18 protein-coding genes and 1 pseudogene are annotated in these 24,787 nt (G+C 72.8%); 10 read left to right on the forward strand and 9 right to left on the reverse strand.

Annotated features, from left to right (window positions below; genetic code table 11):
• Positions 1-35: 35 nt before the first annotated feature.
• Together ABZY12_RS11640 and ABZY12_RS11645 are read right to left on the reverse strand one after the other, a co-directional pair.
• The gene (locus tag ABZY12_RS11640; protein ID WP_356889110.1) at positions 36-527 is read right to left on the reverse strand and encodes an SUKH-3 domain-containing protein; all 492 of its coding nucleotides are present in this window, start codon (positions 525-527) and stop codon (positions 36-38) included.
• Positions 528-537: 10 nt separating this feature from the next.
• Complete coding sequence (locus ABZY12_RS11645) at positions 538-1,047, reverse strand: YwqJ-related putative deaminase (RefSeq protein WP_356889111.1); 510 nt, start codon at positions 1,045-1,047, stop codon at positions 538-540.
• Positions 1,048-1,292: 245 nt separating this feature from the next.
• Here ABZY12_RS11645 and ABZY12_RS11650 point away from each other — a divergent pair, with 245 nt between their 5' ends.
• From ABZY12_RS11650 to ABZY12_RS11660, 3 genes are all read left to right on the forward strand, one after another.
• Positions 1,293-2,288 carry an HNH endonuclease gene (locus tag ABZY12_RS11650; protein WP_356889112.1) on the forward strand — a complete coding sequence of 332 codons (996 nt, stop codon included), beginning with the start codon at positions 1,293-1,295 and terminating at the stop codon, positions 2,286-2,288.
• 7 nt (positions 2,289-2,295) lie between these two features.
• On the forward strand, positions 2,296-5,109 hold the full coding sequence (locus ABZY12_RS11655; RefSeq protein ID WP_356889113.1) for an SUKH-4 family immunity protein: 2,814 nt from the start codon (positions 2,296-2,298) through the stop codon (positions 5,107-5,109).
• 130 nt (positions 5,110-5,239) lie between these two features.
• Positions 5,240-6,274 (forward strand): cellulose-binding protein, encoded by a 1,035-nt coding sequence (locus ABZY12_RS11660; RefSeq protein ID WP_356889114.1) that lies wholly within the window; start codon positions 5,240-5,242, stop codon positions 6,272-6,274.
• Positions 6,275-6,292: 18 nt separating this feature from the next.
• Here ABZY12_RS11660 and ABZY12_RS11665 read toward each other — a convergent pair whose 3' ends face one another.
• Positions 6,293-7,849, reverse strand: coding sequence for an MFS transporter (locus tag ABZY12_RS11665; RefSeq protein WP_356889115.1), 1,557 nt, complete (start codon positions 7,847-7,849; stop codon positions 6,293-6,295).
• A gap of 310 nt (positions 7,850-8,159) precedes the next feature.
• Between ABZY12_RS11665 and ABZY12_RS11670 the strand changes: the two genes are divergently transcribed.
• Together ABZY12_RS11670 and ABZY12_RS11675 are read left to right on the forward strand one after the other, a co-directional pair.
• The gene (locus tag ABZY12_RS11670; protein WP_356889116.1) at positions 8,160-8,948 is read left to right on the forward strand and encodes an ABC transporter ATP-binding protein; all 789 of its coding nucleotides are present in this window, start codon (positions 8,160-8,162) and stop codon (positions 8,946-8,948) included.
• On the forward strand, positions 8,945-11,518 hold the full coding sequence (locus tag ABZY12_RS11675) for an FtsX-like permease family protein (RefSeq protein WP_356889117.1): 2,574 nt from the start codon (positions 8,945-8,947) through the stop codon (positions 11,516-11,518). Before ABZY12_RS11670 ends, ABZY12_RS11675 begins: the two co-directional genes overlap by 4 nt.
• Before the next feature lie 81 nt (positions 11,519-11,599).
• Here the strand turns inward: ABZY12_RS11675 and ABZY12_RS11680 are convergent.
• A pseudogene (locus ABZY12_RS11680) lies at positions 11,600-11,767 on the reverse strand (type II toxin-antitoxin system VapC family toxin); the annotation flags it as partial.
• Positions 11,768-11,973: 206 nt separating this feature from the next.
• On the opposite strand from ABZY12_RS11680, the gene mfd reads away from it, so the two are divergent.
• Positions 11,974-15,504 (forward strand): transcription-repair coupling factor, encoded by a 3,531-nt coding sequence (gene mfd, locus ABZY12_RS11685; RefSeq protein WP_356889118.1) that lies wholly within the window; start codon positions 11,974-11,976, stop codon positions 15,502-15,504.
• A 78-nt stretch (positions 15,505-15,582) separates the two neighbouring features.
• Here mfd and ABZY12_RS11690 read toward each other — a convergent pair whose 3' ends face one another.
• On the reverse strand, positions 15,583-16,899 hold the full coding sequence (locus tag ABZY12_RS11690; protein WP_356889119.1) for an SGNH/GDSL hydrolase family protein: 1,317 nt from the start codon (positions 16,897-16,899) through the stop codon (positions 15,583-15,585).
• Positions 16,900-17,009: 110 nt separating this feature from the next.
• On the reverse strand, positions 17,010-17,591 hold the full coding sequence (locus ABZY12_RS11695) for a TetR/AcrR family transcriptional regulator (RefSeq protein ID WP_356889120.1): 582 nt from the start codon (positions 17,589-17,591) through the stop codon (positions 17,010-17,012).
• Between the two features lie 93 nt (positions 17,592-17,684).
• Between ABZY12_RS11695 and ABZY12_RS11700 the strand changes: the two genes are divergently transcribed.
• Positions 17,685-18,575: a hypothetical protein gene (locus ABZY12_RS11700; protein ID WP_356889121.1), complete on the forward strand. Its 891-nt coding sequence runs from the start codon at positions 17,685-17,687 to the stop codon at positions 18,573-18,575.
• A gap of 160 nt (positions 18,576-18,735) precedes the next feature.
• Here the strand turns inward: ABZY12_RS11700 and ABZY12_RS11705 are convergent, their stop codons facing one another.
• Positions 18,736-18,936: an antitoxin gene (locus ABZY12_RS11705; RefSeq protein WP_356889122.1), complete on the reverse strand. Its 201-nt coding sequence runs from the start codon at positions 18,934-18,936 to the stop codon at positions 18,736-18,738.
• Between the two features lie 119 nt (positions 18,937-19,055).
• Here ABZY12_RS11705 and ABZY12_RS11710 point away from each other — a divergent pair, with 119 nt between their 5' ends.
• Both ABZY12_RS11710 and ABZY12_RS11715 read left to right on the forward strand, forming a co-directional pair.
• Positions 19,056-19,751 carry an HNH endonuclease family protein gene (locus ABZY12_RS11710; protein WP_356889123.1) on the forward strand — a complete coding sequence of 232 codons (696 nt, stop codon included), beginning with the start codon at positions 19,056-19,058 and terminating at the stop codon, positions 19,749-19,751.
• A gap of 44 nt (positions 19,752-19,795) precedes the next feature.
• Positions 19,796-20,542 (forward strand): N-acetyltransferase, encoded by a 747-nt coding sequence (locus ABZY12_RS11715; RefSeq protein WP_356889124.1) that lies wholly within the window; start codon positions 19,796-19,798, stop codon positions 20,540-20,542.
• Between the two features lie 96 nt (positions 20,543-20,638).
• Here ABZY12_RS11715 and ABZY12_RS11720 read toward each other — a convergent pair whose 3' ends face one another.
• Together ABZY12_RS11720 and ABZY12_RS11725 are read right to left on the reverse strand one after the other, a co-directional pair.
• Positions 20,639-21,397 (reverse strand): hypothetical protein, encoded by a 759-nt coding sequence (locus ABZY12_RS11720; RefSeq protein ID WP_356889125.1) that lies wholly within the window; start codon positions 21,395-21,397, stop codon positions 20,639-20,641.
• A 125-nt stretch (positions 21,398-21,522) separates the two neighbouring features.
• Complete coding sequence (locus ABZY12_RS11725) at positions 21,523-22,335, reverse strand: DUF4352 domain-containing protein (protein ID WP_356889126.1); 813 nt, start codon at positions 22,333-22,335, stop codon at positions 21,523-21,525.
• A gap of 187 nt (positions 22,336-22,522) precedes the next feature.
• Here ABZY12_RS11725 and ABZY12_RS11730 point away from each other — a divergent pair, with 187 nt between their 5' ends.
• A complete protein-coding gene (locus ABZY12_RS11730) occupies positions 22,523-24,688 on the forward strand; it encodes an N-6 DNA methylase (protein WP_356889127.1) in 2,166 nt (721 codons plus the stop codon).
• Positions 24,689-24,787 lie beyond the last annotated feature (99 nt).

Consider the following 24,787-nt stretch of genomic DNA (forward strand, 5'->3'; position numbering starts at 1 on the left):
GGCCCCTCAGTCCCGCCGGGCCCCCGGCCCGTCCCTCAGCCCGTGACGAGCCGGGTCGGTTGGGTGCCGGTGACGAGGGTGGACAGGGCGGTGTCGATGTCCCGGCCGAGGTACCAGTCGCCGGTGTGGTCGAGGCTGTAGATCCGGCCTTCGAGGTCGATGGCGAGGACCGCTTGGTGGTCGCCTTCCTCGCCGAGGGGGGCGATCTCCGTGTCGAGGGCCCGTCCGAGGTCGGCGAGGGTGCGGGCGATGTGGAGGCCGGCGAGGGGGTCGAAGCGTACGGTCGCGGGGGCGATCTGGCGGCCGGCGCCGGGGGCGGTGACGCGCAGGCCGCCGAATTCGGCCCAGGCTTCGACGGCGGCGGGGAAGACGTGGTGCCGGTGGCCGGCGGGGGAGACGTGGGCGCGCAGGGTGTCGGCCCATTCCTCGGCGAGTTTGATGTCCCAGCGGCCGGGCTGCCAGCCCGCCTCGCGGAGGGCGGCGTCGACGTTGACCGGGAATCGGGTGGTGCTCAGGTGGTCGGGCATGGAGGTGCGGTCAGCCGTTCTCGACAGTCGAGGTGGGGTCGACGGTGCGGACACCGAAGTGGGCGAGCATCGCCGTACAGGATCGGCAGGGTGCGGCGTAGCTGCCGTGGAGTGGGTCGCCGGCTTCGCGGATGCGGCGCGCGGTGAGTTTGGCGTGTTTGAGGGAGCGGCGGGCTTCGCCGTGGGTGAGGGGTTTGCGCTGGGCGCGCTTGGAGCGGCCGTTGTCGGTGGCGGTGAGGTGGCGGGAGAGCAGGATCGCCTCGGGGCAGCGGCCGGTGAAGCGTTCGCGCTGGCCGCTGGTGAGGGTGTCCAGGAAGTCCTGGACGAGTGGGTGCAGTACGGGGGGCTGGTCGCCGCGGCCCGCGGTGCAGGTGAGTGTTTCGCCGCGTACGGACAGCGCCGCGCCGACGGTGGGGAGGATTCCGTCGCGGCGGAAGCGCAGTAAAGGGGCGTGGGTGGTGTCGGTGCTGCTCCAGTTGAGGCGTGGGTCACCCTGGGTGGGCGTCGGTGCTGCGTGCATGGTGCGTGTCTTCCCCTCCTGCAATCCCCCGAGTTGCGGGAACAGAGTGCCAAATGGGGTGGTGCGTGGGGAAGCGGGGTAGCGGAAACGCGCGGTCGGTGTGTCGGAACTATCGCCGGTGTGTCATCTGCCCGTGACAGTTGGTCACGGTCGGTGGTCGTGGCCGTATCGGGCCGGGTGGTGGGCTTGTGGCAGCGCATAGGCTGTGCGGAATCAGCCAGCAGCCAGCGCAGGGGGCAACCGCCATGACGACAGGTCGGCTCGGGCAGCACGCCGCGCCACCGAACGCGGCCTACGCCGGGCAGGTCGTGCATTTCCCGGATCCGGTCCGGGCCTCCCGGCATCCCAGAGGGGTGCGGGTGGACGAGCAGGGCTACCCGGATTTCTCGCCGTACGCCCGGGCCGCAGCGGAGATCGCCGAGCCGCCGGAGGGCTTCGGCGTCGATGAGCTGCGGTTGACGGACTATGTGTCGGCGAACGCGGCGCTGGCCGCGACGGGTCATGAGCTGTGGGACACGATTCCGGCGGTGGCGACGCCGCACGGCTGGACGTGGCATCACGTGGCGGGCGGTCGGCGGATGGAGCTGGTGCCGGTCGAGGTGAAGGCGCTGCTGCGGCATCACGGCGGGATCGCGACGGCGGCGGTCGACCAGTCCAAGCGGGGCACGCGGCCGTTGCAGGAGACCCGGCCGGCGCACTTCGGGTTGCCGAAGGGTGTGCTGTCGGTGTCGGAGCAGCAGTTGCTGGGCGTGGAGGAGGACCTGGGTTACCGCCTGCCGGGCGCGTACCGCTCGTTCCTGAAGGCGGCCGGTGGCTGTGCGCCGGTCGGTGCGGCGCTCGACGCGGAGCTGGGTCTTCTGGTGGACCAGCCGTTCTTCACGGTGCGCGAGGAGGCGGGGGTCAATGACCTCGTCTACGTCAACAAGTGTCTGCGGGACCACCTGACGAAGGATTTCCTGGGTGTCGCTTTCGTGCAGGGCGGGATCCTGGCGGTGAAGGTGAAGGGCCAGGGGATCGGGTCGGTGTGGTTCTGCGTGTACGACGACGCGCGGGATCGGGACGGCTGGTCGGTGAACGAGCGGGTGGAGCGGTTGCTGCTGCCGTGCGGTGAGGATTTCGACGCCTTCCTGGGGCGGTTGGCGGGTAATCCGCCGGAGCTCGAGACGGTGGCGAACCTGATGGTGGACGGCGGCTTCGCGCGCGCGGTGCCCGTGGTTCCGGTTGTTCCGGTGGGGGAGTGACGTTTCAGTGGTGACGTTCGCGCAGGCGCAGGAGCGCGCCGAGGAATGGATCAACGGCGAGGTGCCCGCGTACCAGCATCGGGAGGTGCGGGTACGGGAGTTCGAGCTGGGTTTCGTGGTGTGGGCCGAGGACCGCGAGGACGGGCCGACGTCCGACGGGGGCCGTCAGCGGCTGGTCATCGCGCGGGACAGCGGTGAGGCGACGCTGTGGCCCGGACTGCCGGTGGGTGAGGTGATCCGGCGGTACGAGGAGGAGTACGGGGCGTCGGAGGACGCGGCCCCGGCGGGGGCGGCGGAGCCTCCGAAGCGGGTGGATCTGAATCAGACGTCGTTCCTGCTGAGCCCGCCGGAGTGGTTGCAGGACGCGGCGGACAAGCTGGGCCTGCCGCCGAAGGGGCCGAACGCTTCACAGGCGGGTGGGAGTTCGTCGTCGCCGGAGGCGGTCGAGTACGAGCCGACGGCGTCGGACGGGGTGCCGGCGAGCAGCCCGTGGGCGGACGCGAACGCGAGTTCGGGCGGTGCGCAGGGGTCGGTGCCGTTGCCGGCGACGGTCTTCGCGCCGCCGCTTTCGGGCGCGGACGATGACGACACTCCGCCTCCGGTGGTGGGCGCGGACGCGCCGACGGCCCTGATGTCGGGCGGCAGCGCGCTTCCGCCGACGGCGATCGCGCCGAGGCTGGACCCGAACGCGGGACCGCCTTCGGGGTCGGCTGATCCGTTTGGTGCTGGTGGCTCTGGTGGTCCTGTGGGCCCGGGTGGCCCTGCCGGCCCGGCGTCCGCCGGTGGACCGGGTGCGCTTGGTGCGCCCGGAGTTCCGGGGCCGGGTGCCCCTTCGCCTTCGGGTGCCGGTATGGGTACGCCTGGTGGCCCGGGTGCCCCTTCGCCTTCAGGCGCGGGTACGGGTGTGCCCGGTGGACCCGGTGGACCCGGTGGACCGAGTGGCCCGGCGTCCGCCGGTGGACCGGGTGCGCCTGGTGCTTCGGGCGGTTCCGGGGCCTCGCTCGCCGGGCTCGCGTCGGCGCCCGGTGCGCCCGCGGCGCCGGGAGTGAACGGTGGTTCTGGTGGTCCGACGGGCGCGGGTGCGTCCGATGGCTCCGGTGTCTCCGGCTCCGGCGCGACTCCGTCTTCCGGTGGGCCGGCTTCGCTCGGGGGGGCGGGGGAGCCGTCGGCTCCGTCCGCTCCTGGCGCGGGTGCGCCCGGGGTGCCGTTGCCGGCCGCCTCCGCCACTCCGCCGTCGGCCCCGGGTGTTCCCGGGGCCGGGGACATCGCGGACGCGGCCACGAGCAAGGCCGTTCTGCCGCCGCGTGGTTCGCGGGGCGGCGGGGGGAATCCGCCTCCGCCGCCGCAGGCGCCCGGGGCGCCCGGCGCTCCCGCCGGGGGATACGTACCGACGCAGCTGGTGGCGCAGCTCGGGCCCGACGGGCCCCAGCCTCCCGGGCCTCCCGGTCCGCCCACGCCTCCGCGGCCCGTGCACCAGGCCGCGACCATGCTGGCGAACCCGAGCCAGGGCGGTCCCGGTACGCCGCCGCCTCCGCCCGCGCCGCCGGGTATGCCCGGTGCGCGGGGCGGCGGGGTCGAGCATGCCGCGACGATGCTGGCCCACCCCGGCCCCGGCGGACCTCCCGCGCCGCCCGGGCCTCCCGGTGCGCCGGGCGCACCCACGCCGCCGGGACCTCCCGGTACGCCCGGCCCGCCTGGCGTGCACCACGCCGCGACGATGCTGGCGCAGCCCGGACCCGGCGGTCCCGGTGGTCCGGCCATTCCGCCGCCCCCCGGGCCGCCCGCGCCCCCGGGAGCTGCCGGTCCCGGCGCGCCTCCGGCGTACGGCTATCCGCAGCAGCCCACCGGCCAGCCGACCGTCGGCCCGGGGTACCAGGCCGTGCTGCGCTACCGCGCGCCCGACGGCTCCGAGGCCCAGATCATCCGGCGGTCCGCTCCCGGCACCCCGCACCCCGAGTGGCAGATCCTGCACGAGCTGCGCGCCATGAACGTGCCGCCGCAGCAAGTGCTCGAACTCCACACGGAGTTGGAGTCCTGTGAGCTGCCCGGCGGTTACTGCGCCCGGATGATCAGGGAGACGTGGCCGCAGGCGCGGATCACCAATATCGCTCCGTACGGCACGGATCACTCCAGCCGTCAGCAGGGCATGCGGCAACTCCTCACCCACCAAGGCGAGTTGCATCAGGTCGCGGACGGTCCGGCCCGTCCGGCGCCGGTCCGTGCTCCGCTGCCGCAGGTGCAGCCGCTGCCGCCGATCCCCCCGGAGGGGATCGCGCAGGAGCTGGCCGGCGCGTTCGGTCCGGGCATCTGCCGGTTCGACCAGCGGGCGGTGTCGCGGCAGGGAGTGCCGGAGGTGGTGGCGCTCACGCTCGTATGGGCGGGTCTGCCGGCGGACTTCGGTCCGTTCTTCTGGGCCCAGCCGGCGCAGCCGGTCGTACCGACGCTCGCCGAGCTCGCCGCGCAGCGGCAGGTCCAGCCGGCGTCCGACGCGGGGTCGTACCTCGTCATCGGTTCGGACTTCGGGCGTGCCATCTGCGTCCAGTACGGTACGGCGCACATCGTCGCCGTACCCGTCGAGGCCGGTCCGGGCGGACAGCCGGTGCCGCCGCAGTTCGTGAACACCGGGCTGCCGGAGTTCACTCGGTCCATGGCGCTGCTGGGGCGGATGTGGCGGCTGCGGTTCGGGCTCAACCCCGAGCAGGCGGGCCGCTGGACGGTCGACTTCCAGGCGCAGCTGGCGATGCTGGACCCGGCGGCGCTGGCGTCGCCGGACAGCTGGTGGTCGGTGCTGCTCGAACAGATGTGGGACGGCCTGCTCTAGAACGGGCGGTCTGACCGACTGAGACCGCTTTCGATCAAAGGCGCTCGATGTGTACGCCACGTCGAGCGCCTTTTGTCATGCCCGATGCCGCATCCTGGGTGATTGAGCCATTACGGAAGGGGCGTCAGGGATGAGTTTCGCCGTCGGACGGGGGCGCGGATACCGGCCCGAACAGGTCGACCGTTATCTCGCCTCGCTCTCCGACCAGCGCGACGCCGCCTGGGAGCGCGCGGCGCGGCTCACCGTCCTCGCCAAGGAGATGGAGGCGGACGCGGCGCGGCTGCGCGAGGTCGTGGCGGGGCTCGCGCCGCAGCGGTACGAGTCCCTGGGCGAACGGGCCCACCGGATTCTGGTCTTGGCCGAGGAGGAGGACGAGGCCCTCGTGCGAGCCGCCGAGGCCGCGGCCCAGTCCCTCGGAGAGGAGGCGCGGGCGGCGGGCCAGGAGGCGGCCGACGCGGCCGGGGCGTACGCCGACGGGGTCCTGGCGGAGGCGGAGTCCACGGCCGAGGCGACCCTGCTGGCGGCCGCCGCCGAGGCCGAGGCGCTTCGCGCGGAGGCCGGCCGGGACGCGGCCGAGCGCCGGAGTGCGGCCCGGGCGGAGCTGGAGGAGACGGAGCGGCGGGCCGCGGCGCTCCTCGACGGGCAGCGCCGGAAGCACGCCTCCCTGAGCAAGGACGCCGAACGGGCGGCGGCGGCGCGGCTCGCGGAGCTGGAGGCCCGGCACGCGGAACTCCTCGCGGACGCCGAGGCCCGCCTCGGCGAGGCGAAACGTGCCTACGCGGCGGAGGAGGAGAGCGCCCGGCACGGTCAGGAGGACGCGGAGGCGAGGGCCGCGGAACTCCTCGCGGAGGCGAGGATGCGTCAAGAACGTACGGAGCGTGAGACGGAGCGGGTGCTGCGCGAGCACCAGGAGGCCCGCGAGGGGATCCACGCCCAGATGGACCACATCCGCACCGCGCTGGCGACCTTGACGGGCCGCGTCACCCCTCCCCAGGACCCGGATCAGGTTCAGGACCCGGATCAGGGCCCGGATCAGGACCAGGACCGGGCCCGGAGCCAGGCCCGGGACCAGGTCGGGGATTCGGACCCGGACCGGGATTCGGACCCGGACGCCGACCAGGGCTCGGATACGAGTGCGGGTGCGGAGGACGACGAGAGGCCGTGACGGCCGGGGCTGTGCGGTCTATGCGGTCGTCTGGTCGTCGGCGTCCTTCAGGACCGGGAAACGACGCGGCGCGAGCGTGAGCAGGACGACCAGGGCGATCGCCGCCGCGGCCGCCGCGCCCAGATAGACGTAGTCCACCGCCGCGTCCACCGCGCGCCGCAGATGGTCCGCGGCGGAGGCCGTGAGGGAGCCCGGCGCGTCGAGGGCCCGGGCGAGGCTGTCGAGATCACCGCCGTCTCCGCCGAGCCGGGCGGCCAGTACGCCGTTGGCGACCGCCCCGAAGAGCGCCGCGCCGACGCTCTGGCCGACCTGGCGGCAGAAGAGGACGGACGCGGTCGTCGTCCCGCGCTCCTCGTACGGGACCGTCGACTGGACCCCGACGATCAGCGGGAGCTGGAAGAGGCCGAGCGCGCCGCCGAGCAGCAGCATGAGCAGGGCCGGCTGCCAGGGTTCGCCGGGGAACGGCAGGAACGGGAAGGCGAGCAGGACGAGCAGGGCGAGGCTGATGCCGATGACGGCGGTGAGCCGGAAGCCGATGCGGTTGTAGACCCGGTTGGACAGGGCCGCGGTGAGCGGCCAGCTGAGGGTCATGGCGGAGAGGACGAAGCCGGCGGCGATCGGGCCGAGGCCGAGGACCGCCTGGGAGTAGGTGGGCAGGAAGACGGTGGGCGCGACCATCAGGAGGCCGAGCGCGCCGAGGGCAAGGTTGACGGCGGCGATCGTGCGGCGGCGCCAGATCCAGCCGGGGATGATCGGCTCGGCGGCCCGTCGTTCGACGAGAACCGTCACGCCGGCGAGGGCGAGCGCGCCGCCGAAGAGCCCGAGCGAGGGCGCGGACGTCCAGGGCCAGGCGACCCCGCCCTGGACGAGGGCGGTGAGCAGGAGGACCCCGGTCGCGAAGATGGTGAGCGCGCCGGCCCAGTCGACGGCGGGCCGCTCGGCCGCGCTCCCGCCCCGCGCCGCTCCGGCGCCCGGCCGGCGGGGCTCCACCAGGAACCGGGCGATCAGCCACAGCGCCACCAGCCCCACCGGCAGATTGATGAGGAAGATCCAGCGCCAGTCGGCGTAGCCCGCCAGCAGGCCGCCCGCCGCCGGTCCCGCCACCGACGCCGTGGCCCAGACGGAGGACAGCTTCGCCTGGATCTTCGGGCGTTCCCTCAGCGGATACAGGTCCGCCGCGATCGTCTGGATCGTGCCCTGGAGCGCGCCGCCGCCCAGGCCCTGTACGACGCGGAAGGCGATGAGCGAGCCCATGTTCCAGGCGGCGGCGCACAGCAGGGAGCCGATGAGGAAGAGGACGGTCCCGGCGATCAGGACCGGCTTGCGTCCGAAGGTGTCGCAGAGCTTCCCGTACACGGGAAGGGTGACCGTCACGGCGAGCAGATAGCCGGAGAACAGCCAGGAGAACACCGACAGTCCGCCCAGGTCGCCGACGATCTGCGGCACGGCGGTCGCGACGACGGTGCCGTCCAGTGCGGCCAGGGCCATGCCCAGCATCAGCGCCGCGACGACCGGTCCGCGTCCGCGCGGTGTGGTGGCGGGCGTGCCGGCCCGCCGCGCCGTGGTCTCGGACACCCCGTGGTTCCTCTCCCCCTGTGGAACGCGCACCGCGCGCCGCAGCCGATGCGTCGTACATCTAATTCGTCGGCTCAGCCTCTCATCCGAGCCACGGGGTGGAGAACCCCTAGGGGGATCTCCCCCATACGGGGCAGGGCTCGTTCGTCCCGGCGGAGGACGAGGAAGTCCCCCTCCCGTCCTTACCTTGGCCTTACGGAAAACCCCAGGGTGAAGAGTGCGGCCGCCACCAGTGACCCGCCGCCCCGCCTCCCCAAGACTCGAACCACGCCCTGCTTATGCGTACCACCAACGACATAGGAGACATACCGTGACTTCGGCTGTGACCACCCCCAGGCTCGGGGGTATCGGCGGACATACGGCCGTCGCCGCGCGGGCGCGACAGGTCGTCAAGGCGTACGGAGCGGGGGAGACCCGGGTCGTCGCGCTCGACCATGTCGATGTGGACATCGCCCGTGGGGAGTTCACGGCGATCATGGGGCCGTCCGGCTCCGGCAAGTCGACCCTGATGCACTGCCTCGCCGGGCTCGACACCGTCACCAGCGGCCGGATCCATCTCGACGAGACCGAGATCACCGGTCTGAAGGACAAGAAGCTCACCCAGCTGCGCCGCGACCGCGTCGGCTTCATCTTCCAGGCGTTCAACCTGCTGCCGACGCTGAACGCGCTGGAGAACATCACGCTGCCGATGGACATCGCCGGCCGCAAGGCGGACCAGGCATGGCTCGACCGGGTTGTGGCGACCGTCGGTCTCGCCGACCGGCTGAAGCACCGGCCCGCCCAGCTCTCCGGCGGTCAGCAGCAGCGCGTCGCCGTGGCCCGCGCCCTCGCCGCCCGCCCAGAGATCATCTTCGGAGACGAGCCGACCGGAAACCTCGACTCCCGAGCCGGCGCCGAAGTGCTCGGCTTCCTGCGGCAGTCGGTGGACGAGCTCGGCCAGACCATCGTGATGGTCACGCACGACCCCGTCGCCGCCGGCCACGCCGACCGCGTGCTCTACCTCGCGGACGGCCGGATCGTCGACGAGATGGTCCGGCCCACCGCCGAAGCCGTACTTGACCGTATGAAGGACTTCGACGCGCGCGGGCGGACGTCATGACCGTGTGGAAGACCTCGCTGCGCAACTTCTTCGCGCACAAGGGCCGGATGGCGCTCTCGGCCGTCGCCGTCCTGCTGTCCGTGGCGTTCGTGAGCGGCACGCTGGTGTTCACCGACACCATGAACACCACCTTCGACAAGCTCTTCGCCTCGACCGCGTCCGACGTCACCCTCAGCCCCAAGGACGCGGCGGTCGACGACGAGACTCCGCGGACCGGCCGTCCCGAGGCCCTGCCCGCCTCCCTCGTGGACCGGGTCCGCGAAGTCGAGGGCGTCAAAGACGCCCAGGGCTCGGTCGTCTCGCTGAGCGTGACCGTCGTCGACTCCCGTGACAAGAACGTCGGCCCCACCAGCGGCGCACCGACGATCGCCGTCAACTGGTCGGCCAACGAGCTGCGTTCGGTGGACCTCACCTCCGGGCACGAGCCGCGCGGCCCCACCGAGGTGATGGTCGACGGCGACACCGCCGAGAAGCACAAGCTGAAGATCGGTGACGAACTGCGCACCATCGCCGTCACCGGTGACTTCAAGGCGCGGATATCCGGCATCGTCGACTTCAAGGTCACCAACCCCGGTGCCACCGTCGTCTACTTCGACACCGCCACCGCGCAGCGCGAACTCCTCGGCAAGGAGGGCCTGTTCACCCAGATCACGGCCGACGCCGCCCCCGGGGTCAGCGACGAGACGCTGAAGGCGAGCATCGCCTCCGCGGTCGGCGGGGCGTACACCCTGCAGACCGCGGCCGAGGTCGCCGACGCAGGCCGTGAGGACGTCGCCGGGTTCCTCGACGTCATGAAGTACGCGATGCTCGGCTTCGCCGGAATCGCCTTCCTCGTCGGCATCTTCCTCATCGTCAACACCTTCTCCATGCTGGTCGCCCAGCGCACCCGGGAGATCGGCCTCATGCGGGCCATCGGATCGAGCCGCAAGCAGGTCAACCGCTCCGTCCTGGTCGAGGCGCTGTTCCTCGGTGTCGTCGGCTCGGTCGCCGGTGTCGCGGCCGGCGTCGGACTGGCGGTCGGTCTGATGGAGCTCATGAGCTCCATGGGCATGGAGCTGTCGACGGGGGATCTGACCGTCCGCTGGACGACGCCCGCCGTCGGTCTCCTCCTCGGCATCGTCGTCACGGTCCTCGCGGCGTACATCCCGGCCCGCCGGGCCGGCAAGGTCTCCCCGATGGCCGCCCTGCGCGACGCCGGGACCCCGGCCGACGGCAAGGCCGGCCTGGTGCGCGGCGGGATCGGCCTGCTCCTCACGGCCCTCGGCGCCGGCGCGCTGTGGGCGGCGACGCGGGCGGAGGAGGCGTCCGCCGGTTCCCTCTGGCTCGGCCTCGGTGTCGTGCTCTCCCTCGTCGGCTTCGTCGTCGTCGGCCCGCTCCTGGCGGGCGGGGTCGTCCGGGTCCTCGGTGCCGTCGTCCTGCGGATCTTCGGGCCCGTGGGGCGGATGGCCGAGCGCAACGCCCTGCGCAACCCGCGCCGTACGGGTGCCACCGGCGCCGCCCTGATGATCGGGCTCGCCCTGGTCGCCTGTCTGTCGGTGGTCGGCTCGTCGATGGTCGCCTCGGCCACCGAGGAGCTGGACCGCTCGGTCGGCGCGGACTTCATCGTCCAGTCCGCCAACGGGCAGCCGATCGTGCCGCAGGCGCAGGTCGCGCTGGAGAAGACGCCGGGTCTGGCCCGGGTCACCGAGTACACCTGGGTCGAGGCGACGATCACCGCCCCGGGCGGCAAGGCCGTGGATAAGGGACTGGTCGCCGCCGAGCCGACGTACGCGCGGGATCTTCGCCGGGACACCACCGCGGGCACGCTCGCGAAGGCGTACGACGAGAACGCGATGTCCGTCGGCAGCGACTACGCCGCCGAACACGGTGTGAAGGTGGGCGACGAGCTCACCGTCGCCTTCAAGGGCGGCGAGCGCGCGAAGCTGAAGGTCGCGGCGATCACCTCGGACGAGAACAACGTCGACAAGGGCGTGATGTACACCAACATCACCACCGCCGCCCGGTACCTCCCGGCCGACAAGCTGCCCCGGAGCATGATCATGTTCGCGACGGCGGAGGACGGCAAGGAGACCGAGGCGTACGCCGCGATCAAGAAGTCGCTCGCCGCCTACCCGCAGTACAAGGTGCAGAACCAGGCCGACTACAAGCAGGACCTGAAGGACCAGGTCGGCCAGTTGCTCAACATCGTGTACGGGCTGCTGGCCCTGGCGATCATCGTCGCCGTGCTCGGCGTGGTGAACACGCTCGCGCTGTCGGTGGTCGAGCGGACCCGGGAGATCGGCCTGATGCGGGCCATCGGCCTCTCGCGCCGCCAGCTGCGCCGCATGATCCGCCTGGAGTCGGTGGTGATCGCCCTCTTCGGCGCCCTGCTCGGCCTCGGTCTGGGCATGGGCTGGGGCACGGCGGCCCAGAAGCTGCTGGCCCTGGAGGGCCTCGGGGTCCTGGAGATCCCGTGGCCGACGATCCTGACGGTCTTCGTCGGGTCGGCGTTCGTGGGGCTGTTCGCGGCGCTGGTCCCGGCGTTCCGAGCGGGCCGGATGAACGTCCTGAACGCGATCGCGACGGAGTAGGACCGGGGCCATGTGCGTACGGCCCCGGTGGACGCCACCGAGGCCGTACGGCTGCTCTCGGCCGGTCAGCCGGTCGGCCGGTCACACGGTCAGCACCGGTACGTCGTAGAGCGGGATGTGCTTGTCCCGCGTGACGAGCGTCAGCCCCTCGGTCTGCGCCTGGGCGACCAGTATCCGGTCGAGGGGGTCCCGGTGGTGGGGCGGGAGCTGCCCGGCGCGGATGCCGTGGTCCGCGGTGACCGGCAGCGGCAGGAACTGTATGCGCCGGACGGGTGCCACCCGATCTGCCCCTTTTCACCCGGCCGGGTGAAGTCGATCCCCCGCGCCGGTGCGCCGCCCACGTCGTAGGCTGGGGGAACCCCGGTCCGCTCGTAGGCGCCGGGGCCACCCGGCCCGTGCGACGTGTCGGGCGGTTCGCGTTGCCCGCACCCGTTAACCCACCGGGATGGAAGTCCATGAGCCTGCACGGTCTGCTCGACCTCGTCGTCAAGGACGCGGCCCTCGCCGAGGCGGTGAAGGCCGCGGCCGACGGAAACCGTACGCACGTGGATCTGGTCGGCCCCCCGGCCGCGCGGCCCTTCGCCGTGGCCGCCCTCGCGCGGGAGGCCGGGCGGCCGGTGCTGGCCGTCACCGCGACCGGACGGGAGGCCGAGGACATGGCGGCGGCCCTGCGCAGCCTCCTCGACCCCGACACGGTGGTCGAGTACCCCTCCTGGGAGACGCTGCCGCACGAGCGGCTCTCGCCCCGCTCCGACACCGTCGGCCGCCGCCTCGCCGTGCTCCGCCGGCTCGCCCACCCCTCGCCGGACGATCCGGCCGCAGGGCCGGTGAGCGTCGTCGTCGCCCCCGTGCGTTCCGTGCTCCAGCCGCAGGTCAAGGGCCTCGGCGACCTGGAGCCGGTGGCCCTGCGGAGCGGGCAGACGGTGGATCTGAACGAGGTCGTCGAGGGCCTCGCGGCGGCCGCGTACTCCCGGGTGGAGCTGGTCGAGAAGCGCGGGGAGTTCGCCGTGCGCGGCGGCATCCTGGACGTCTTCCCGCCGACCGAGGAGCACCCGCTCCGGATCGAGTTCTGGGGCGACGACGTCGAGGAGATCCGCTACTTCAAGGTCGCCGACCAGCGCTCCCTGGAGGTCGCCGAGCACGGCCTGTGGGCGCCGCCCTGCCGTGAGCTGCTGCTGACCGACGAGGTGAAGCGGCGGGCCGCGGCCCTGGCCGAGGCCCACCCCGAGCTCGGCGAGCTGCTCGGCAAGATCGCCGAGGGGATCGCGGTGGAGGGCATGGAGTCCCTGGCCCCGGTCCTCGTCGACGACATGGAGCTGCTGCTCGACGTGCTGCCCCAGGGATCCATGGCCGTCGTCTGCGACCCCGAGCGGGTCCGCACGAGGGCGGCGGACCTCGTCGCGACCAGCCAGGAGTTCCTCCAGGCGTCCTGGGCGGCCACGGCCGGCGGAGGCGAGGCCCCGATCGACGTCGGCGCGGCCTCCCTGTGGGGGATCGCGGACGTCCGTGACCGGGCCCGTGAGCTGGGCATGATGTGGTGGTCGGTGTCCCCGTTCGCGGCCGACGAGACCCTCGACGCCGACACGGTCAAGCTGGGCATGCACGCCCCGGAGTCGTACCGCGGCGACACCGCCCGCGCGCTCGCCGACACCAAGGGCTGGCTCGCCGACGGCTGGCGCACGGTGTACGTCACGGAGGCGCACGGCCCGGCGGCCCGCACGGTCGAGGTCCTCGGCGGCGAGGGCATCGCCGCCCGGCTCGACTCGGACCTGACGAAGATCGCCCCGTCGGTCGTCCACGTGGCCTGCGGCTCGATCGACTACGGCTTCGTCGACCCGGCGCTCAAGCTGGCCGTCCTCACCGAGACCGACCTGTCCGGCCAGAAGGCGGCCGGCAAGGACGGCCGGCGCATGCCGGCCAAGCGCCGCAAGACCATCGACCCGCTGACCCTGGAGGCCGGCGACTACATCGTCCACGAGCAGCACGGCGTCGGCCGGTACATCGAGATGGTCCAGCGGACCGTCCAGGGCGCCACCCGCGAGTACCTCCTCGTCGAGTACGCGCCGGCCAAGCGCGGCCAGCCCGGCGACCGGCTGTACATCCCCACCGACCAGCTGGAGCAGGTCACCAAGTACGTGGGCGGCGAGGCGCCGACCCTGCACCGCCTCGGCGGCGCCGACTGGACGAAGACCAAGGCGCGCGCCAAGAAGGCCGTCAAGGAGATCGCCGCCGACCTGATCAAGCTGTACAGCGCCCGGATGGCCGCGCCCGGACACGCCTTCGGCCCGGACACGCCCTGGCAGCGGGAGCTGGAGGACGCCTTCCCGTACACCGAGACGCCCGACCAGCTGTCCACCATCGCCGAGGTGAAGGAGGACATGGAGAAGACGGTCCCGATGGACCGCCTGATCTGCGGAGACGTCGGCTACGGCAAGACGGAGATCGCCGTACGGGCCGCGTTCAAGGCGGTGCAGGACGGCAAGCAGGTCGCCGTCCTGGTGCCCACGACCCTGCTCGTGCAGCAGCACTTCGGCACGTTCTCGGAGCGGTACTCGCAGTTCCCCGTCGTCACGCGGGCGCTCAGCCGCTTCCAGACGGAGACGGAGGCGAAGGCGACGCTGGAGGGGCTGCGGGACGGATCCGTCGACATCGTCATCGGTACGCACCGGCTGTTCTCGTCGGAGACGAAGTTCAAGGACCTGGGCCTGGTCATCGTCGACGAGGAGCAGCGCTTCGGCGTCGAGCACAAGGAGCAGCTGAAGAAGCTGCGCGCCAACGTCGACGTGCTGACGATGTCGGCCACCCCCATCCCCCGTACGCTCGAGATGGCGGTGACCGGCATCCGCGAGATGTCGACGATCACCACCCCGCCGGAGGAGCGGCACCCGGTGCTGACCTTCGTCGGCCCGTACGAGGAGAAGCAGATCGGCGCGGCGATCCGGCGTGAACTGCTGCGCGAGGGCCAGGTCTTCTACATCCACAACCGGGTCGAGTCGATCGACCGGGCGGCGGCGCGGCTGCGGGAGATCGTCCCGGAGGCGCGGATCGCCACCGCCCACGGCCAGATGGGCGAGAGCGCCCTGGAGCAGGTCGTGGTCGACTTCTGGGAGAAGAAGTTCGACGTGCTGGTGTCCACGACGATCGTCGAGTCCGGCATCGACATCTCCAACGCCAACACGCTGATCGTCGAGCGCGGCGACAACTTCGGGTTGTCGCAGCTGCACCAGCTGCGCGGCCGGGTCGGCCGGAGCCGCGAGCGCGGTTACGCGTACTTCCTCTACCCGCCGGAGAAGCCGCTGACCGAGACCGCGCACGAGCGGCTGGCGACGATCGCCCAGCACACCGAGATGGGCGCGGGCATGTACGTGGCCATGAAGGACCTGGAGATCCGCGGCGCGGGCAATCTGCTGGGCGGCGAGCAGTCCGGTCACATCGCGGGCGTCGGCTTCGACCTGTACGTGCGGATGGTCGGCGAGGCGGTCGCGGACTACCGCGCCTCTCTGGAGGGCGGAGTCGAGGAGGAGCCGCCGCTGGAGGTCAAGATCGAGCTTCCGGTCGACGCGCACGTGCCGCACGACTACGCGCCGGGCGAGCGTCTGCGCCTCCAGGCGTACCGGGCGATCGCCTCGGCGAACTCCGAGGAGGACATCAAGGCGGTACGGGAGGAGCTGACGGACCGCTACGGCAAGCTGCCGGAGCCGGTCGAGAACCTGCTCCTGGTGGCGGGCCTGCGGATGCTGGCCCGTGCCTGCGGGGTCGGCGAGATCGTCCTGCAGGGGCCGAACATCCGCTTCGCGCCGGTGGAGCTGCGGGAGTCGCAGGAGCTGCGGCTCAAGCGGCTGTACCCGCGTACGGTCATCAAGCCGGCGGTCCACCAGATCCTGGTGCCGCGCCCGACGAGCGGGAAGATCGGCGGGAAGCCGGTGGTGGGGCGCGAACTCCTGGCGTGGACCGGGGAGTTCCTGACGACGATCCTCGGGTCGTAGGGGAGCGGCCAGGGGCCGGCAGTGACTCGGCCGGCCCCTGGCCCGCGCGTACGTCAGGACTCGTCGAGGTCGCGTGCGTCAGAACTCGTCGAGGTCCAGGGCCTTCGCCATCGCGCGGTAGCCGGCGTCACCGGGGTGCAGGTGGTCGCCGGAGTCGTAGGCGGGGAGCATGCGGTCCGGGTCGGCCGGGTCGGCGACGACGCGGTCGAAGTCCACCACGGCGTCGTACTCGCCCGACGTACGGATCCAGTGGTTGACCGCGTCCCGCTTGGCCTCGTTGACCGGGGTGTCGTAGAACGAGCCCTTGATGGGCGTCAGCGTCGCCCCGATCACCTTGATGCCCTTGGCGTGGGCCTGGCGGATCAGCGCGCGGTGGCCCTCGATGAGCTGGTCGGCCGACACCTCGGGGGTAGGGTGGCCGGGGACGCCCTGGCCGCTGCCGCCGATGTCGTTGATGCCTTCCAGGACGACGACCGTGCCCACGTTCGGCTCGCTGAGCACGTCCTTCCCGAAGCGGGCGATGCCCTTCTCGCCGGCCCAGTCCCAGTCGTTGGTGACCTGGTTGCCGCTGATGCCGTGGTTGAGGACGCTGCGCGGCTGACCGGCGGCGGCGAAACGCTCCGCCAGTTCGTCGGGGTAGCGGTTGTTCCTGTCGGCGCCGGAGCCGACGCCGTCGGTGATGGAGTCACCGAAGGTGACGATGCCGTTCCGGCGCGCCGACTGGCCGCCGCTCACCTCGACGCCGGTCAGGAAGTACCAGGAGTCGCCGGTCTCCTTGAACGCCGTACCGTCCCGGTCGGCGCGATGGTCGCCGTCCGCGCGGTAGCTGGTGGCGGCGGCGAAGTGGTGGAAGGTGGCGGGCCCGGTCGGGTCGGCGAGGTAGAGCGTGACGGTCACCGATTCCAGCGCCCTGACCTTGAACGGCACGCCGTCGCTGTACGCCGTGGCGCCGGCCGGCACGGTCAGGGACCTGCTCTTGCCGAAGGACAGCTGCCGTACCGAACCGGCCTTCACCGAGGCGCCCTCGGCGGTCAGGGCGACGGTGGCTCCGGTGATGCGCAAGGGGGTCTTTCCGTACCGGTTGGAGAGCTCGATACGGGCCTTGGTGCCGCCGGTGCTGACGCGGACGACCTGCCGGACGGTGTGGTCGGAGAAGCCGCCCTGGGACCAGTTCGGGCCGAAGGGCGCCGCCGGAGCCTGCGGTGAGGCGGCCCAACCGCCGCGCCAGACAGTCCCGTTGGGCGCGGAGGCGCCGGCCGTAGCCGTCGCGCCGGTGGTGCCCGTCGCGCCGGTCGCACCGGTGGCGCCGGCCGTGCCGGCGGCCGGCAGCGCGCTCAGGGTGGCGGCCGCGAGCAGTGCGACGCTCGTGCGTCGGAGGGAGTGCGTGAAGGTCATGGATTCCCGCCCGTTGAAGGTTCCGAATGCCGATCTCGATCTCGAGGTCCTGCGCGCGCGCCACCTTCAAGTGGAGATCGACTCCGGTTATTCCCGGGGGGTTTGGGGCTTCAGAACAGCATGCCGGCGAGCGTCCGGAAGGCCTCCGCCGGATCCCGGTCGCCCAACGGGCCGTCCTCGCCCTCGAAGTTGCGCGTGAGGAGCAGCGTCGCGAAGCCGTGTGCCAGGGACCAGGCGGCGATGCCCGCCGTGCGGGGGTCCGTGGCGGAGCGGGAGCCGGAGCCCGGCGCGGAGTCGAGACCGCTGACGCCCGCGCGGAGCTCGGCCGAGGCGCGTTCCCTGGCCGTCAGGAGCTCCGGGTCGTCGCCGCGCAACAGTTCGGGCTGGAACATCACCTGGAAGTGGGCGGGGTGGCCGACCGCGAAGCGGACGTAGCCGACTCCGCGCTCACGCAGGTCCGGCGCGTCGGCGAGGGCCTCGGCCAGCAGGGTGTAGCCCTCGGTGGCGATGGCGGTCAGCAGGCCCGTCCGGTCCTTGAAGTGGTGGGCGGGCGCGGCGTGGGAGACGCCCGCCCGACGGGCCAGGTCGCGCAGGCTCAGTGCGCCGGGGCCCTCGGTGGCGATGACGTCGAGGGCGGCGGTCAGGACGGCCTGCCGCAGGTCGCCGTGGTGATAGGTGCGCCGACTCGTCATGACGCCACCCTACGCCGAATCTAGTCATTGACAAGTTTGCTCGCGGAGCACCAATCTGGACAGCGTCAAGATGGCCGGGTGGAGGAGGAAGTCATGACCGTGGACACGGCAGGCGCCGACGTGGAGCCCGGGCGCGTGCGGCAGATGTGGCATCTGCTCGAACCGCTGCACGCCCTGCTCTACTACGCCCCCGAGGCGTTCGAGGAGGCCGCGGACCTCGGCTACGGCATCGAGGAGCGCTGGCCCGCCTACTTCGCCTGGCGTGCCGCACCGCTCGGACCGGCCGGGGCGCGGCGGGTCGCCTCGGCCTTCTACAGCTTCAGCCCCGCGATGGTCGGCCGCCACGTCCCGGCGGTCTGGCGGACCGCCGCGCCCGGCGATGTGCTCGCCGCCCGGCTGCGGGCCGTCGACCGCGCCTACCGCGAGGTGCTCGGCGAGGACGTCGTCGGTGGCCCCCAGCTCGCCGAGGCCGCCGCGCTCGCCCGCCGGGCCGCCGAGGCCGCGGACCCGGCCGGGCGGCCCCTCGCCGCCGCCAACGCCGAGCTGCCCTGGCCCGAGGCCCCGCACCTGATCCTGTGGCAGGCCGCGACGATCCTGCGCGAACACCGCGGCGACGGCCACCTCGCCGCCCTGCTGGCCGCCGGGCTCGACCCCGTCGAGTCCCTGGTCTCCTTCGCCGCCGTGGGGGCGGCCGCCGAGGAGACCTTCGCCGGCCGGGGCTGGAGCGCGGCGGAATGGGCCGCGGCGCGGCAGCGCCTGACGGCTCGTGGGCTGCTCGCCGCCGACGGTACGGTCACGGACGAGGGCCGCGCTCTGCGCGCCGGGGTCGAACTGCGTACGGACCAGCTCGCCGCCGCGCCCTGGGCAGTCCTGGGCGCCGAGGGCACCGCCCGCCTCGCCGAACTCCTCGGCGGCCCCTGGCTCGCGGTCATCGGCTCGGGACTGCTCCCCGCCGAGAACACCCTCGGCATCGGCAAGGTCTGACGCGGGTCGAGGTCAGGGGCGGCCCGCTCGGGGTCGGGCCGGGTACGGGGCGGGGCGCGCTCGGTCGTGCGGCTCAGGGGCGTAGGGGCGCACGGGCCCGGCCGCGGAGGGTGCGTGAGCACTCCGCGGCCGGGCTCACCGTCCGTGGGGATCCGTGGGATCAGGTCGGCGGCCGCTGGTCGCGCCGCTCCTGGTCCGTCATGCCCAGCCGGTCCTCGACCTGCCGCTGGCCCTGGTCGACCTGGTCCGTGTACTTGCCGCCCGTCCTGTCGTTGATCCGCTTCTCGGCGGCGTCGGACGCCTTCCTGGTCTTCTCCGGGTGTTGGCTCATCATTCCCTTGAGCTTGTCCATGATCCCCATGGGTCACTCCTTCGGAAAGGGGACATACAGCGCATTCGACGCTACGCGCCCGACGCCGAATGCGCGCGCCGAGGGGCTAAGTGGTCTGGACCATGAGGCGGCCTGACTAGGATCCCGGCGTGCCCCGCTACCGCCACCACCTCGCCCCCCGCGCGCCCCTCCCCCTCGGCGCCCTCGCCGCCGCCGCTGTCCTTCTCGTCTCCGGCTGTACGGACACGGGAACGGAGGATGGTACCGGCGGCGCCCCCGCGGGCCGGGGCTCCGCGCTCGCCGCCGTGGACACCCTCGCCGTCAAGGGCCGCGCCCCCAAGACGGGCTACGACCGGGAGAAGTTCGGCCGCGCCTGGGCCGACGTCGACGGCAACGGCTGCGGCACCCGCGACGACATCCTCAAGCGCGACCTCGCCGACGTCCGCTTCAAGGACGGTCGCTGCAAGGTGGTCTCCGGGGTCCTCACCGACGACCCGTACACCGGTCACCGCGTCGACTTCGTCCGGGGCCGCAGCAAGGTCGACATAGACCATCTCGTGGCCCTCTCCGACGCCTGGCAGAAGGGCGCGCAGAAGTGGGACGCGGACAAGCGGCGCCGCTTCGCCAACGATCCGCTCAATCTCCTCGCCGTCGACGCCGGCGCCAACCGCCGCAAGTCCGACGGCGACGCCGCGACCTGGCTGCCGCCGAACAAGGCGTACCGCTGCGCCTATGTGGCCGGGCAGGTAGCCGTCAAGAAGAAGTACGGCGTGTGGGTCACCCGTGGCGAGCGGGACGCGATGAAGCGGGTCCTCGCCGGCTGCCCCGAGCAGAAGCTGCCGTAGGAAAACCAGTTGGGGTGTGTGGTGCCGGTGGTTAGCCTGCCCGGATGGAGCTCAAGATAACGACCCTCGCCGAACGCCCGGAACTCCAGGGGCCGATGTGGCAGATGCTCGACCTCTGGCCGGAGTTCATGCTCCACGACCCGATCGGCTGGGCCAACATCGGCCGGATCGTCGCCGAACTGCCGGAGTACGTCCTCGTCGCCACCGACCCCGAGGGCAAAGTCGTCGCGCGCGCCTTCAGTGTGCCCTTCCAGCTCCGCGCCGAGGGCCGCGGCGAGCTGCCCGCCACCGGCTGGGACCAGATGCTGCTCTGGGCCTTCTCCGACAAGCGGCACGGACGGATCCCCGACACCGTCAGCGCCATCGAGGTCACCGTCGACACCCGCGTGCTGGGCCGGGGCATCTCGGCCATGATGCTGACCGCCATGCGCGACAACGCCAAGCGGCTCGGCTTCACCGACCTCGTCGCGCCGGTGCGCCCCAACGCCAAGCACCTCGAGGCCGACACGCCGATGAGCGAGTACGCCTTCCGTACCCGCGAGGCGGACGGTCTGCCGCACGACCCCTGGCTGCGCGTTCACGTCCGGGCGGGCGGCACGGTGGAGGGCGTCGCTCCGGTCTCGATGACGATCGCCGCCGCCCTGGAGAACTGGCGCAAGTGGACCGGGCTGCCCTTCGACGCCGACGGTCCGGTCGAGGTCGAGGGCGCGCTGGTCCCGGTGCACTGCGACACCGCGCGCGGCTACGCCGTGTACGTCGAGCCGAACGTCTGGGTGCGCCACCGGCTGTGAACGGCGGCCGGGGTGTGAAGGCCGCCCCCCTCCGGCGCCCTTCACACCCCTTGCCCCCTGTGAGGCTCCCCCCCCGGGTGAGCCCCCGTCCCTCGACTACTTCTGCTCGTCGAGGACGTCCTTGGCCGACGGGGCCTTCGCCACGACCGGCTTGTCGTAGTCGGCGAAGGTGATCGTCCCCGGCTCCTCGCCACCCACCGTCACGATCTTCAGGATCCGCGGTTCGCCCTCCGTGGCGACGTAGAGCGTCGTCTTCTCCTTGTCGAACGCCTGGGTGAGCATCAGCGCCTTCTTGCCGCCGACGGTGGTCTCCCCACCCTTCACGGAGAGGTCGAGTCCCTCCTCGAAGTCACGGAGGAGCGCCTTCAGATCACAGAGTTCGAGGCTGTCCTTCGCCTCCGGGTCCGTCACCGGCGTCTTCACCCAGCGGCCCTTGAGCTCCTTGAGCATCGCCTCCTGCGTCTCGGCCGACTCGCCCTTGGCCTCCTCGCGCAGGAACGCCTCGTCGAAGCGCAGGTAGGCGACCTTGGCGTCCGGCTTGATCAGCTCCGCCGTGCCCGTCGCCCCGACGGTCAGCGTCCCGGCGCACTTCCCCTGGGTGTCGAGCGCCAGATACGCCTTCATCGGCCCGTCGGTCGTCTTGAGGGCCAGGTCGAGCGTGAGGGAGTCGGCGGTCTTCGTCGCGGCGATCGCCTTGTTGACGATCTGGGGTCCGGACAGCTCTCCGAAGGGGCCGGCGGCCTTCGGGTCGTCGGAGAACGGCCCGCAGGCGGCGGCGCCGAGAGCTACGGCGGCACAGAGCGCGGCGGCGAGCGCGGTGCGGCGGATCCGGGGGCGGTGGGCGGTGACAGGCATGAGCGGTTCTCCGGGGGTGGGGATACGAGCGGTACGGGTGGTGCCGGATGGCGCTGGTGCGGGCGGGTGTTGCCGCCTGCTGACGGGGAGTACGAGGGGAGGGGCCGGGAGTCGGGGGCCGGAGGTCAGCCGATCTTCAGCTCCCACTGGGAGGCGTTGTGCCCGAGGCTCGGGGACACGTCGACCGAGAGGCTCTTGGCGTCGGCCGGAGCGTCGAAGGCGAAGACGACCGTGGCCTTCCTGCCCGGCAGGATCGTGCCGCTGAAGCCGGTGCCGACCTTGGCGTCGTAGATCTGCTCTGCCGTGACCCCGTCCTTGCCGGCGCGGGCGTCGAGGGTCGCCAGGGCGGCGTCGAACTTCTCCTTGCCGCCGTTCTCGATCACGACGGTGACCTGGTACGCCTTGTTGCCCTCGGTGTGTCCGCTCGCGTCCTCGCCGGGGGAGTACGCCTTCGGCTCCGAGACCGTGACCCTGAGCCCGTCGTCGTACACCGAGGTCTTCCCGGCCGCGAGGCCCTTGACCGGGTCGGCCGCCTTGCCGCCGCCCTCCGCCGCGCCGGGCTGCTTCGACGACGGGTTCTTCGGCGCGACCTCTTCCACGGTCTTGTTGATCTCGTCGACCGCCTCGCTCACCGCCGTGAACGTGATCACCGCGCCGACCACCGAGAGGACCAGGGCCGCGAGGCCCAGGACGGCGCCGGTGAGCGTCGCGCCCTTGTTGTTCGCCTCGCCCCGCTTCACCCGGCCGTTGCCGACCAGGCCCAGGACCAGGGCGAGCAGGCCGAGGACGCCGGCCAGCCAGAAGAAGAACGGGACCAGTCCGGAGACCGCGCCGATGATGCCGAGGACCAGGGCCGCGGTGCCCAGTCCGTTGCGGAACGCCGTCGGGGCCGGCGCGGTCGGCGGTTCGGGGTGGAAGTGCGAGGCGTCGTGAGACATGGCTGTGTCCTCCCGGACCGGTCGACTGGGCTGGAGCGATGGATCAATAACAGCAGAGCCTGTGAACCGAGTCAACACGATCGAATTCCTTTGATGGGGCTCACGGTGTGAAGTGGTGTGCCTCGTGTTCGTCGGTACTATCGGGGCCACAGCGGCGACAGCAGCGGGGACGAGGGGAGACGGTCAGGTGCCGGACAGCGCGACAGAGGTGACCGCCGCGGGGATCGCCCGGCTCGCCGGGGTGGGCCGGGCCGCCGTGAGCAACTGGCGGCGCCGCCACCCCGACTTCCCCCGGCCCGTGGGCGGCACGGAGACCAGCCCCTCCTTCGCCCTCGCCGACGTCGAGCGGTGGCTGCGCGCCCAGGGGAAGCTCGCCGAGGTCCCCCTGCGCGAGCGGGTCTGGCAGCAGGTCGCGGGCCACCCGGCCGGCGCCGTCACCGCGCTCGTCCACGCGGGCGCCGTCCTGCTTCTCGTACGCGGCCGGTCCGCGGTCTGGCCGGCGCTGGCCGCCGTCCCGGACGAGCGGCTCGCCGAGACGCTGCCGGTCGCTCTGGAAGAGACGCTCACCGAGCGGTTCGGCCCCGAACGAGCCGTACGCACCCCCACCGCCGCCGAACTCGCCCTCTCCCTCCCGCTCGTGCGGGGGGCGGCCGACCTCGCCGCCGAGACCGGCGCACGCCAGGCCTTCGAGTTCCTCCTCGGCCGGCACCTCGACGCCAATCCCCGCCAGTACACGCTGACCCCGCCCGGCCCCGCCGCTCTCATGGCCGCCCTCGCCGCCGCGGGTACCGAGGGCAGTCCCACCGTCCTCGATCCCGCCTCGGGCACCGGCACCCTGCTGCGCGCCGTCGAGCGTCCCGCCGCGCTCCACGGCCAGGACGCCGACCCGGACCTGGCCGCCCTCACCGCCCTGCGCCTGGCCCTGGCCTGCGACGCCGACATCCGCGTACGGACCGGAGACAGCCTGCGCGCCGACGCCTTCCCGCACCTCACCGCGGACGCGGTGCTGTGCCACCCGCCCTTCAACGAACGCAACTGGGGCCACGACGAACTGGCCTACGACCCGCGCTGGGAGTACGGCTTCCCGGCTCGCACGGAGTCCGAACTCGCCTGGGTCCAGCACGCCCTGGCCCGGCTCCGCCCCGGCGGCACGGCCGTCCTGCTCATGCCGCCCGCGGCCGCCTCCCGCCGCTCCGGCCGCCGCATCCGCGCCGACCTGCTCCGCCGGGGCGCCCTGCGAGCCGTCGTCGCGCTGCCGGCCGGCGCCGCACCCCCGTACGGCATCCCGCTCCATCTCTGGGTGCTGCGCAAACCGGCCGCCGGGGTCAGCGCCTCCCAGGAACTCCTCCTCGTCGACACCACGTCCCTCGCCGCCGACCAGACCGGCGGCGGCCGCGACAAACTCGACTGGCAGGCCGTCCACACCGCCGTCCTCGACGCGTGGCTGCCGTTCGCCGCGGACGGCACCGTCGCGCAGACCCCCGGCGCGAGCCGGTCCGTGCCCGTCATCGAACTCCTCGACGACGACGTCGACCTCGCCCCCGCCCGCCATCTGCCGCCCCCGGCCGCCGGGGGCGGCGCGGCGGACCTGGCGCAGGTCCGCGACCACCTCGCCGAGACCCTCGGCCGTACCGTCGCCCTCGCCCCGCCCCCCACGTCGCCCGCTTCCGCCGATCCGGCCGCCGCCCGGCTCACCGGCGTCACCGTCGGCGAACTCGCCCGCACCGGCGCTCTGGAGCTGCGCGCGGGCGGCGCGGGCACGATCGGCGGCGCCACGGCCGCCCCGGGACCGGCCTCGAGGGGAACGGCCGGTACGGACGCGAGTGGTACGGGCGGTAGGGACGCGGGTGGTACGGGCGCCGACGGCCCGGCCCGGCCCGTCCGGATGCTCACCGAGCACGATGTCCTCGCCGCCCAGCCCCCGTCCGGCACCCTTCCCGAAGGTCCCCCCGAGGAGCCCGTCCTCCTCCGCGCCGGCGACGTCGTCGTCCCCGTCCTCGGCGGCGGCTCCGTCGCCCGGGTCGTCGACGCCGCCACCGCCGGAGCCGCCCTCGGCCGCAACCTCCAGCTCCTGCGCCCCGACCCGGCCGCCCTCGACCCCTGGTTCCTGGCCGGATTCCTGCGCGGCACCGCCAACAACCGCCAGGCCAGCAGCTACGCCTCCACGGCCACCCGGCTCGACGTCCGGCGCCTGCAGCTCCCGCGCCTGCCTCTCACCGAGCAGCAGCGGTACGGCGAACGCTTCCGGAGACTCGCCGAGTTCGAGGACGCCCTGCGCCTGGCGGGCCGGCTCGGCGAGCAGCTGGTCCAGGGCCTGTACGACGGACTGGCGGACGGCACCGTGGCCCCCTGACGGAGGCCGCGACGCCGCCGGTGCTCGGTTCGGCAACGGTTCCGTACAACCTGGAGGCCGTTGTCCGTGTCGGTGTATACGCTCGTCTCCGCCACCGAC

The organism is Streptomyces sp. NPDC006551 (assembly GCF_040611675.1).
GTDB lineage: Bacteria > Actinomycetota > Actinomycetes > Streptomycetales > Streptomycetaceae > Streptomyces.